The 234-nt window shown below is 55.1% G+C and carries 1 pseudogene; it reads right to left on the bottom strand.

Annotated features, from left to right (window positions below):
* Positions 1-234 (bottom strand): annotated as a pseudogene (locus M9827_RS28125) (IS481 family transposase); the annotation flags it as partial.

The raw sequence follows: 234 nt of genomic DNA, 5'->3' as shown, positions 1-234 counted from the left end.
CATTTTGGTCGGGACGGCCAGGCGTAATCGTTTCGACATGGATTCCAAGCCTGATGAACCAAACCGATAACTTCGAAAGTCGCGCCAAACCTGTCGACGCAAAAGGAGCGCCATTGTCAGTGCGGATCACATCCGGCAGCCCATATTCTCGAAAAGCCCACTCAAAGCCTTCCCGCGTCGGCGCTCCGTGCGTACTGGGCAAAGCGCGACAGACGAATAAAAAGCGGCTCATCT

It is taken from the genome of Pseudomonas sp. AKS31 (assembly GCF_023634765.1).
GTDB lineage: Bacteria > Pseudomonadota > Gammaproteobacteria > Pseudomonadales > Pseudomonadaceae > Aquipseudomonas.
The sequence above is the reverse complement of the archived record's forward strand: the minus strand, read 5'-3'. Positions and strand labels throughout refer to the sequence as shown.